The 9030-nt window shown below is 45.6% G+C and carries 14 protein-coding genes; 8 read left to right on the top strand and 6 right to left on the bottom strand.

Going from position 1 to position 9030, the window contains the following annotated elements; translation table 11 throughout:
* Positions 1 to 175: 175 nt before the first annotated feature.
* From AB5542_RS20420 to AB5542_RS20395, 6 genes are all read right to left on the bottom strand, one after another.
* Positions 176 to 727 carry a 2-oxoacid:acceptor oxidoreductase family protein gene (locus tag AB5542_RS20420; RefSeq protein ID WP_027202853.1) on the bottom strand — a complete coding sequence of 184 codons (552 nt, stop codon included), beginning with the start codon at positions 725 to 727 and terminating at the stop codon, positions 176 to 178.
* A 97-nt stretch (positions 728 to 824) separates the two neighbouring features.
* Positions 825 to 1592 carry a thiamine pyrophosphate-dependent enzyme gene (locus tag AB5542_RS20415; RefSeq protein WP_087420937.1) on the bottom strand — a complete coding sequence of 256 codons (768 nt, stop codon included), beginning with the start codon at positions 1590 to 1592 and terminating at the stop codon, positions 825 to 827.
* A gap of 3 nt (positions 1593 to 1595) precedes the next feature.
* Complete coding sequence (locus AB5542_RS20410; protein WP_087420938.1) at positions 1596 to 2681, bottom strand: 3-methyl-2-oxobutanoate dehydrogenase subunit VorB; 1086 nt, start codon at positions 2679 to 2681, stop codon at positions 1596 to 1598.
* Between the two features lie 18 nt (positions 2682 to 2699).
* On the bottom strand, positions 2700 to 2927 hold the full coding sequence (locus tag AB5542_RS20405; RefSeq protein WP_087420939.1) for a 4Fe-4S binding protein: 228 nt from the start codon (positions 2925 to 2927) through the stop codon (positions 2700 to 2702).
* A 255-nt stretch (positions 2928 to 3182) separates the two neighbouring features.
* Complete coding sequence (locus AB5542_RS20400; protein WP_118304444.1) at positions 3183 to 4499, bottom strand: pyridoxal phosphate-dependent aminotransferase; 1317 nt, start codon at positions 4497 to 4499, stop codon at positions 3183 to 3185.
* Positions 4500 to 5078: 579 nt separating this feature from the next.
* Positions 5079 to 5291 carry a hypothetical protein gene (locus AB5542_RS20395; protein WP_007567577.1) on the bottom strand — a complete coding sequence of 71 codons (213 nt, stop codon included), beginning with the start codon at positions 5289 to 5291 and terminating at the stop codon, positions 5079 to 5081.
* A 106-nt stretch (positions 5292 to 5397) separates the two neighbouring features.
* Here AB5542_RS20395 and AB5542_RS20390 point away from each other — a divergent pair, with 106 nt between their 5' ends.
* The 8 genes from AB5542_RS20390 (at position 5398) to AB5542_RS20355 (ending at position 8953) form a co-directional block, all read left to right on the top strand.
* Positions 5398 to 5808 (top strand): hypothetical protein, encoded by a 411-nt coding sequence (locus AB5542_RS20390; protein WP_004291538.1) that lies wholly within the window; start codon positions 5398 to 5400, stop codon positions 5806 to 5808.
* A gap of 161 nt (positions 5809 to 5969) precedes the next feature.
* On the top strand, positions 5970 to 6185 hold the full coding sequence (locus tag AB5542_RS20385) for a hypothetical protein (protein WP_004291535.1): 216 nt from the start codon (positions 5970 to 5972) through the stop codon (positions 6183 to 6185).
* A gap of 11 nt (positions 6186 to 6196) precedes the next feature.
* Complete coding sequence (locus AB5542_RS20380) at positions 6197 to 6418, top strand: hypothetical protein (protein WP_004291534.1); 222 nt, start codon at positions 6197 to 6199, stop codon at positions 6416 to 6418.
* A gap of 13 nt (positions 6419 to 6431) precedes the next feature.
* On the top strand, positions 6432 to 6848 hold the full coding sequence (locus AB5542_RS20375; RefSeq protein ID WP_004291533.1) for a PcfK-like family protein: 417 nt from the start codon (positions 6432 to 6434) through the stop codon (positions 6846 to 6848).
* The gene (locus AB5542_RS20370) at positions 6845 to 8176 is read left to right on the top strand and encodes a PcfJ domain-containing protein (protein WP_004291532.1); all 1332 of its coding nucleotides are present in this window, start codon (positions 6845 to 6847) and stop codon (positions 8174 to 8176) included. The genes AB5542_RS20375 and AB5542_RS20370 overlap by 4 nt, the downstream gene beginning before the upstream one ends.
* 24 nt (positions 8177 to 8200) lie before the next feature.
* On the top strand, positions 8201 to 8458 hold the full coding sequence (locus AB5542_RS20365; RefSeq protein ID WP_004291531.1) for a hypothetical protein: 258 nt from the start codon (positions 8201 to 8203) through the stop codon (positions 8456 to 8458).
* A gap of 19 nt (positions 8459 to 8477) precedes the next feature.
* Positions 8478 to 8711 carry a DUF3873 domain-containing protein gene (locus AB5542_RS20360; protein ID WP_004304291.1) on the top strand — a complete coding sequence of 78 codons (234 nt, stop codon included), beginning with the start codon at positions 8478 to 8480 and terminating at the stop codon, positions 8709 to 8711.
* Positions 8708 to 8953, top strand: a complete 246-nt coding sequence (locus AB5542_RS20355; protein WP_004291529.1) for a DUF6956 domain-containing protein — start codon at positions 8708 to 8710, stop codon at positions 8951 to 8953. Before AB5542_RS20360 ends, AB5542_RS20355 begins: the two co-directional genes overlap by 4 nt.
* The last annotated feature ends 77 nt before the right edge of the window (positions 8954 to 9030 follow it).

Genomic DNA, 9030 nt, shown 5'->3' with positions numbered 1-9030 from the left:
TTCCTCTTCGACTTTACTATTCAAAGATAAGCTTTAATTGGAAAAATGTTACCAACTATTTTTGGCCACATTACTGATATTTCGAAACGTTGATGAAGGAGCAATGAGAAAGCAATGCGAGGAGATAAGGAGGTATAAAACGAATAACCCCGCCGGAAGGCGGGGTTATTTCGTTTTATAATTGGTTAACAACTTCAACGCTGTTCATTCCGGTCTGGATGGCCTCGATGTTCATCGGGATCATCTTGTGATGACGAGGGGGTAAAGATTTTTGCAAACCTTTTTCCACGTTGTCAAGTTTCACGATCGGTTTTACCTTCAAGAATCCACCAAGAACGATCATGTTGAACACTTTCGGGTTACCTTGCTCTGCGGCAATGGCGGTTCCCTCGATCTTGTAGATATTGATGTCTTTTCTCGTCGGTTCGTGAGTGATACCGTTCGGGTCATAGATTAAAGTACCACCCGGTTTTACCATGCTTTCGAACTTGTCCATAGATTGTTGGTTCAAGACGATAGCGGTATCGTATTTCGTTAAGATCGGGGAGCTGATACGCTCGTCGCTCAGGATAACGGTCACGTTGGCAGTACCACCACGCATTTCAGGACCGTAAGAAGGCATCCAAGCAACTTCCTGATCTTGCATAATTCCGGAGTAAGCAAGAATCTTTCCCATAGAAAGAACTCCTTGTCCACCGAATCCTGCTATAATGATTTCTTCTGTCATAATTTTAGAGTTTATAAGGTTTATAAAGTTGTAAAGTTTATAAGGTAAGTACAGAGACTTTATGGACCTTATGGACTTTATGAACTTTATGAACTGATTAAATGTCTTTGATGTCTCCTAACGGGTATTTCGGGAACATGTTGTCTACCATCCATTTGTTGGCTTCTACCGGGGTTACTTTCCAACCGGAGTTACATGTACTAACGATTTCCACGAAAGAAGTTCCTTTGTCTTTCCGGGTATTCTCGAATGCCTTGCGGATAGCGGCTTTTGCTTTACGCACGTTAGCCGGGGTGTGAACTGACTGACGGGTTACGTAGCAAGTTCCATCCAATTGTGCAAGTAATTCGGTTAATTTCATCGGGAATCCGTTCAATTTAGCGTCACGTCCGTAAGGAGTGGTAGCGGTTACCTGTCCCAAAAGGGTGGTAGGTGCCATCTGTCCTCCGGTCATACCGTAGATTGCGTTGTTGATAAAGATTACCACGATGTTTTCACCACGGTTACAAGCGTGCATGATTTCCCCGCATCCGATAGATGCCAAGTCTCCATCACCTTGATAGGTGAACACGTAACGATCGGGATGAATACGGCTGATACCGGTTGCAACGGCCGGTGCACGTCCGTGTGCTGCCTCTGCCCAATCAATATCCAAATAGTTGTAAGCGAGTACGGAACATCCTACCGGAGAAACACCGATGGTTTTGTCTTGGATACCCATTTCTTCAATCACTTCCGCGATAATTTTGTGAACCACGCCATGGGAACATCCCGGACAGTAGTGCATCACGTTATCGGTAAGCACGGGAGTTTTCTTGTAAACAATATTCTCCTCTTTTATTATATCTTTTAATTCTACTGACATAGCTTATGCTCCTATAATTTGTTTTTCAAGTGCTTCAACGATCTCTTCCGGTGTCGGGATTACTCCTCCGAAACGTCCGAAGTGTTCTACCGGGATGTTATTGGCCACGTTCAAACGAACGTCTTCTACCATTTGACCGGCACTCATCTCTACAGTCAAGATACCTTTAACTTTCTTAGACAAGCGTGCAATTTCTTTCTTCGGGAAAGGATAAAGGGTAATCGGGCGAAGGATACCTACTTTGATTCCTTTTTCACGGCATAGTTGTACTGCTTTTTGGCAAATACGAGATGCTGATCCATAAGCCACAAATATGTATTCCGCGTCTTCACATTGAATTTCTTCGAAAAGAACATCGTTTTCTTCCATCGCTTTGTATTTCTCTTGAAGTTTGTGGTTGAAAACTTCTTGTTTGTAAGAGTCTAGTTCCAATGAAGTTACCGTGTTGTGAGAACGGTGTGCTTTCTTACCGGTTAAAGCCCAGCTATCAGACATCTTGTCGATTTCTTCTTGTGTCCAACGGGGTTTATATTCGCTCAATTGAACTTTTTCCATCATCTGTCCGATAACACCATCGGCAAGGATCATGGCCGGGTTACGATATTTGAATGCCAAGTCAAAACCAAGTCCTACGAAATCGTTCATTTCTTGAACGGAAGCGGGAGCAAGTACGATCAAGTGATAGTCACCATGACCACCACCTTTGGTTGCCTGGAAATAGTCACTTTGTGCCGGTTGGATGGTTCCCAATCCTGGGCCTCCACGTACTACATCGATCACCAAGCAGGGAAGTTCTGCTCCTGCCAAGTAGGTTAAACCTTCTTGCATCAACGAGATACCGGGGCTAGATGATGATGTCATTGCCTTTTTACCGCAAGCAGCGGCACCGTATACCATGTTGATAGAGGCCAATTCACTTTCGGCCTGCAATACGACCATTCCTGTTTCCTCCCACGGTTTGCGTAACATGAGAGTCTCCATGACTTCGGATTGCGGGGTAATAGGGTAACCATAATAAGCATCACATCCACAACGGATAGCAGCTTCGGCTAATACCTCGTTCCCTTTCATTAATTTTACTTCTGCCATTTTCGGTAGTTTTTATTCTTATTGTACATTCATTTTGTAAACGGTGATCACCGCATCCGGGCATACCAACGCGCAGCTGGCACATCCAATACATGCTTCCGGGTTTACCATCTCGGAGTAGTGGTATCCTTTTCCATTTACCTCTTTCGCCAAGTCAAGAGTTTTGGTAGGACACGCGACCACGCAAAGGTTACATCCTTTGCATTTTTCTTTGTCAACGACGACAGCGCCTCTAAATTTTGCCATAATTGAATTGATTATGATTTATAAATAAATTCTCTTTTTGCCTTATATTTTGTAACACATTTACGGGATAAAATTACAAACTTAAATTGAATCATGAAATAGTTTCCCTGTATTTTAACATTGTTTTACTTTCATGTTAAGGCCATTCCGCTGGAGCTTTTCCCGATTCAATTTCAGTAAATTGAAAACTTGAAGTTGAAAATTGAAAATGAGATTTTTGCAAGACATTTTCAATTTTCAATTCTCCATTTTCAATTATTTCGTGTGATCTGCCGCAAATCGTTTTAAACGTTCTTCCAGTTCCGGCATCCGGTGGAGTCCGGTTTGAGAAACGCAAGCACGGAGACCTTGTTTCTTGGAACCCGTGTCACGCAACGGGATCGCTGATATGCCGTAATACAGGATTTCTTTCGTGAGGTCACCACCCGTGAATCCCGGGTAGATGATCGTGAAATAGAACCCGTCGGCGATAGGTTCTTCCAGATCCCGGTCATACACGATCTCGAACCCGTATTTGGTGAACAGCTCTTTCATGGCGTGGGCTCTCTCCGCGTATTCCCGTACCCCGTCGAGGATGTTGATACGTCCCTCGTTGGCGGCTTTCAAGATGGCGGCCATGGCGTACTGGCAGGAGTGAGTCGTTCCGGATGATAACGTGTAAATGATCCGGTTCACGATGGTGTAACCTAATGTACCCATTCCCCCGAAACGATCGTGCAGGTTGTCGTATTTCCGGTTGTATAAAGCGTCAGAAATACACATGATTCCCAAACGTTGCCCGGCGTAACTAAATAGTTTGGAACCGGAGATCATGACGATGTAGTTATCCGTGTATTTACCAACTGATGGTTGGAATGGGGCTTTGCCCGGTACGGAAAGATCCCGACGGAAGTCCATGGCGAAGTAGGCCAAGTCTTCCAGCACGATCACGTCATATTTGGTGGCCAGTTCCCCGACGATTTTCAATTCCTCGTCCGTGAAACATATCCAAGCCGGGTTATTCGGGTTGCTGTACAGGATGGCAGCGATGTTTCCCTTGGAAAGATGCTCTTCCAGTTTCTCCCGTAATTTTTCGCCCCTGTAATTATAAACGTCAAATGACTCGAACGGTTTTCCGATGACTTGCATTTGTGTTTTTTGAACGGGGAATCCCGGGTCGATGAAAAGAACGGTGTCTTTTCCTTTTTTACATTCCGTTACTGCCATGAAGGCGGCGAAACAGGCTTGCATGGAACCCACGGTCGGGATGATACCTTCCGGCTTGATGTCGATGTCCACGAAGTTCTTTACGAACTTGGAACCTTCTTCCTTGAATTCCTTGTGGCCTTCGAGCATCGGGTAGAATTGAGCGCATCCGGCACGTAGCGCCTCGATCTCGGCGTCGATACCTATTTTAGAAGGGGCAAGTCCGGGAACGCCCATTTCCATACGGATGAATTTTTCCCCGCTTTCGGCTTCCACCATATTCACCACTTTCACGATGTCGCGTATTGTGGCATCTTCCATGTCACTGATCCCGCAGGCTGCCAGTTTCTGGTCAACGATCTTTTTGTCAATTAGATTATTTTGCATGACTACTTTATATGATTTATTCTATTTTTTCTCAGCATGTACGCGAGTTTAATAAAAAATTGTCATTATATATTCCGAAATCGTTTTAAATTTGAAGTGGAGTGTCTAATTTAGTTTGATTCTGAAATTGATTATTTTCTTTTTGCTTGTGTGCTGCAAGTGATTTGATATATCCTTGTTTAGAATACTTTTAGAGATGGAAATAATTGGGTTTTCCTATTGTAAAAGTCTGTTTTCAATGTTTTACTCTCTTTTTGTAATCGTTGTTACTCTATTGACAAAGGGTTATGCATGGGTGTTGAAAGGGTGATGAAAGGGAATAAGAAAATTATTATGGTTGTATTTGTACGTTATTGCAATGGGTGAAGGATATCTGTGTGGTAGTGTATTTCGTGATTCTTAAATACATTCTTGGACACCCTCTTTCGAATCTGTTTTTGTTTTCGTAGTTTTGCAGTTGGAAGTTACGAAAAGAGTGTAATTTATTGGAAATGAGCGTAGGTTAATTGCTCTTGATAGTAATAGGTTACGATTTAGTTAGTTATCTACTGCATTATCCTTCTGCGCGTTGCGTAACCTTCAAAGAACTCTTCGTATGCAAAAGTAGCTATTTAATTCGAGATTTTGATATAAACTCCCGTTTTTTATCCCCTCATTCATAAGAATTTTCCGTAAAAGCGGTATTGTCCGTCGGCACACCATTGCCCAAAACGAGTTTGGAACAAACGTGTGCCGACTACCGCATAGCTGGAGAAAAGGGCATTGCCTCACGCCTAAACGATGTTTAGACAGATGAAGCAATGCCCCTTTCTTTTGCGCCTATGCCAAGAGGTGCTTTTACGGGTTTTCAAATGATTTTTCTTTTTTCGCTGTCTCTTTTGCCGGAAGCGGAAAGTGAATGCAGAGTGTGTCAGCCTGCCCCATGAATGAAACAGGCGCCCACACACAGCCGGACAAACCGGGAAGAATGATTGTTGCCACCCGGCTGAACAAGTTCCGTCGGATCGGAAACAATCATACTTCCTTTGTTGTGGTTTGCCCTTTTCACGCTTCCGGTGATGTCTTTTTCCTTTTGGTGATTCTTTTTTTTACGGATTTTCCCCTGAAGTTTTTTTCTACACAATCTGCCTCTGTTTTCGTTTACCTCCATTTTGCGCCTTTCAGTAAGCCGCATCAGTCAGTCATTTTCGTTCTGGGCGCAAAGGTAATTCCGGGATTGGACGGGAAAGCAAGGTCAAGCCTCCTGTTTTCGGTAAAAATCTCCAGCCCTGCGGGTAGTATTTTGACCGAAAAACCTTGCATTCCCTAATCCCTACCTTTTCAAGCACCCGAAACGAAAACGACCGATGCGACAGAAAGACGCATAAAAAAAATGTCGGATAAACGAGAGGCAGATAAGATAGTTTGAAACTCAACTCCCTCAGCTCTTGAATCCGCATTAAAAACAAAAAAATCAAAAACAGCGAAGATATGACGGCAACGGCAAATTTCAGACAAATGGCGCAACACATCGGGTTGGCGATATGCGGCTTGATGATGCGCACCGCCTTCGGGGTGTTCGGCATCCTTTGGGGCATCATCAGAGAGATTGTAAACGGAGTGTTCCGAGTGGCGATAGGTGTAATCGTGGCTATCCTTTCCACCATTGCCTTCTTTGGCTTCATCCTTTGGTTATTCACCCTTTAACCCTTACCGACATGGCAAAAAGAAACAGCAAGACGGCAGCGCAGCAGTGCAGATATTACGAGGTGGACAACATCTTCGTGTATATGGTGGAAACGTACATCAACGGCAATTTTGAAACTTTCCGAAGATTGTACCACGAACTGAACAAGGACGCACGGAGGGATTTCATGGACTTCCTTCTCAGCGAGGTAGAGCCGACCTATTGGAGAGAGATACTGAAACAGATAATCTAAAAATGACAGCGATATGAAAGGAACAGACCATTTCAAGAGAACGATATATATGTACTTGGAACAGCGTGCGGAGGAAGATGCGCTATTTGCAAAGAAGTACCGCAACCCTGCCAAGAACATGGACGAGTGCGTGACCCACATTCTGAACTATGTGCAGAAAAGCGGTTGCAACGGTTTCACGGACGGAGAGATATTCGGGCAAGCCATCCACTACTATGAGGAAAACGAGATAGAGGTGGGCAAACCGATGGACTGCCAAGTGGTTGTGAACCACGTTGTGAAACTCACGGCAGAGGAAAAGGCGGAGGCACGTCAGAACGCTGTCCGCAAATACCAAGAGGAGGAACTCCGCAAGTTGCAGAACCGCCACAGACCGTCAGCGAGAAAAGAAAACCAACCCCAACCCTCATTATTTGATTTAGGCTTATGAAACCGAAGACCAAGATACAGAAAGAGGTGGCAAGACTTTCCGCCAACCTTCGCCCCATATCAGCGACACAAATAGATTGGGCATACCGCCACTGCGTTGAGCATATCGGCTACCGCACCAAGAAAGGGAACATCACCTGTTCCGACTGCGGTCACGAGTGGCACAGCGACAGCGGACTATGCGACACCCTTGAAGGCTGCACCTGCCCCAAATGCCATGCCGAACTCAAAGTGCAGGACACACGCAGACGCATCTACAAGGAAACGCAGAATTTCAGCGTGATAACCACCTGCAAAGGGTATCAGGTAATCCGCGTGGCGCAGGTCAGATGCGAGAGCAGGAAAGGCGAACCGATGCGTTTCTACTGCCACGAGGTCGTGCAGCGTTGGATTTCACCCGACGGCAAGGTTACGGACATGGCGTTGCTCCGTGGCTTCCTTTTCTGCTATTGCGATGTGTGGGCATTAGGCAGCGATATGGAGGTAAGACCGCACAACAGCCTATACGATGATGTGGTGGCAAGAAGCTGTGCATATCCAAAGATGAGGATATTGCCCCAACTCAGACGTAACGGCTTCAAGGGCGATTTCCACGGCATCTCCCCCGTGCGTCTTTTCAAAGCCTTGCTTTCAGACCCAAGAATTGAAACCCTTATGAAAGGCGGTGAGATTGAGGTCATGAAACACTTTCTTTTCAATACCCGTACTGCCGATGAATGTTGGGCATCATATCTGATTGCCAAGCGTCACAAGTATCAGATAGACAACCTCTCAATGTGGTGCGACTATCTGCGTATGCTCAAAAAACTCGGTCAAGACCTCCGTAACCCGAAGAACATCTGTCCCGAAGATTTCATGGCGGCACACGACAACGCAACCCGAAAAATTGAAGCCATACACGAGAAGGAAAGAGCCGCAGAGCAACGCCGTTGGGAGATTGAAAGGCGTGAGCGTGAGCAACAGCGACAACTCCAACGAAAGAAAGATGCGGAGGATTTCATCGCCAACAAATCCAAATTCTTCGGCTTGGTAATCACGGACGAGGAAATAATCGTCAAGGTGCTTGAAAGCATAGACGAGTATTACAACGAGGGCAAGACGCAGGGCATCTGCGTGTTTGGCAGTGGATACTACAAGAAAGCCGACACCCTCATACTATCGGCAAGGATTGGCGATGAGATTATTGAAACCGTAGAGGTGGACTTGCGAACCCTCGAAGTGGTGCAGTGCCACGGCAAGCACAACCAGGACACCGAATATCACGAGCGCATCATAGACCTTGTGAACAAGAACGCCAACCTTATCCGTGAGCGGATGAAAGCGGCATAGCATAACCCCTAAAACAACATTGATATGGAAGTAAGAATTGAAAGTATGATTTGTGTGTGGGATGATGCAATCCCCACGATGTTCCTTGAATTTGTGAACCTCCTCACTCTCACAACGAGTGAGGGGGAATTGAGAAAGAGCGTAAAGGAGTTTGCCGAGAAGCACGAACTTGACAAGTTTTTCCTTTACGGCTTCGGCTCACACCATTTCTACCTGCACCAACGCTACACAAGCAACCCCGAAATGGTGATGAAGAACAGAGTTCTGTCAGTACATTTTTAACCATCTAAAAAGCAACATTATGACAACACGAATGACCATCAACGGAGTAAGCACCTGCGCGGAAGCAGGTACGGAGAAATACGAGCGTTTCCAATCGGGTATCGGAAGACGCAGGCGGACACTTGTGCAGTACGACTACCGCCACCCCATAGACAGAGAATTGTTCTCTTGTGTCAAACCCACGTTGGACGAGTGCCGAGCCGCACGGGACAAGTGGCTGAACGCAAAGAAGGGAAAGGAGGACAGACTATGAACACGACCTATCAAACGCTGATAGTCAAGTTCAGCGAACCTATCACGGCATTGGACGGTATCTTTGACGATACCGGAGCGTGGGGAACGGACACCCTCAAGGGGTGGATAGATGATTACGAAAGCACACGTTTCACCGCCACCGACAGCCATACGGCAGTCATCACGAGCGAGTACAATATGGAATGTGTGAAAGAGTGGCTACAACGGCAGACCCCCATTTCCGAAATGCGAGAATTTTGAACGGGATGGCGGTGTCCGCACCGCCAATACTTAAAACCCTAAAAACAAAAGATATGATAGCCAAGACGATATTACAG

It is taken from the genome of Butyricimonas sp. RTP31003st1_G1_RTP31003_210430 (assembly GCF_040920905.1).
Taxonomy (GTDB): Bacteria; Bacteroidota; Bacteroidia; order Bacteroidales; family Marinifilaceae; genus Butyricimonas; species Butyricimonas paravirosa.
Note: the sequence above shows the minus strand (reverse complement) of the source record. Positions and strands in the feature narration are given on the sequence as shown.

Coding starts and splice junctions, on each gene's coding strand:
- AB5542_RS20420 (WP_027202853.1), bottom strand. CDS start 727: ATGACAGAAGAAATCATTATAGCAGGATTCGGTGGACAAGGAGTTCTT.
- AB5542_RS20410 (WP_087420938.1), bottom strand. CDS start 2,681: ATGGCAGAAGTAAAATTAATGAAAGGGAACGAGGTATTAGCCGAAGCT.
- AB5542_RS20385 (WP_004291535.1), top strand. CDS start 5,970: ATGACGGCAACGGCAAATTTCAGACAAATGGCGCAACACATCGGGTTG.
- AB5542_RS20400 (WP_118304444.1), bottom strand. CDS start 4,499: ATGCAAAATAATCTAATTGACAAAAAGATCGTTGACCAGAAACTGGCA.
- AB5542_RS20355 (WP_004291529.1), top strand. CDS start 8,708: ATGAACACGACCTATCAAACGCTGATAGTCAAGTTCAGCGAACCTATC.
- AB5542_RS20370 (WP_004291532.1), top strand. CDS start 6,845: ATGAAACCGAAGACCAAGATACAGAAAGAGGTGGCAAGACTTTCCGCC.
- AB5542_RS20380 (WP_004291534.1), top strand. CDS start 6,197: ATGGCAAAAAGAAACAGCAAGACGGCAGCGCAGCAGTGCAGATATTAC.
- AB5542_RS20405 (WP_087420939.1), bottom strand. CDS start 2,927: ATGGCAAAATTTAGAGGCGCTGTCGTCGTTGACAAAGAAAAATGCAAA.
- AB5542_RS20365 (WP_004291531.1), top strand. CDS start 8,201: ATGGAAGTAAGAATTGAAAGTATGATTTGTGTGTGGGATGATGCAATC.
- AB5542_RS20415 (WP_087420937.1), bottom strand. CDS start 1,592: ATGTCAGTAGAATTAAAAGATATAATAAAAGAGGAGAATATTGTTTAC.
- AB5542_RS20375 (WP_004291533.1), top strand. CDS start 6,432: ATGAAAGGAACAGACCATTTCAAGAGAACGATATATATGTACTTGGAA.
- AB5542_RS20360 (WP_004304291.1), top strand. CDS start 8,478: ATGACAACACGAATGACCATCAACGGAGTAAGCACCTGCGCGGAAGCA.
- AB5542_RS20390 (WP_004291538.1), top strand. CDS start 5,398: ATGCAGAGTGTGTCAGCCTGCCCCATGAATGAAACAGGCGCCCACACA.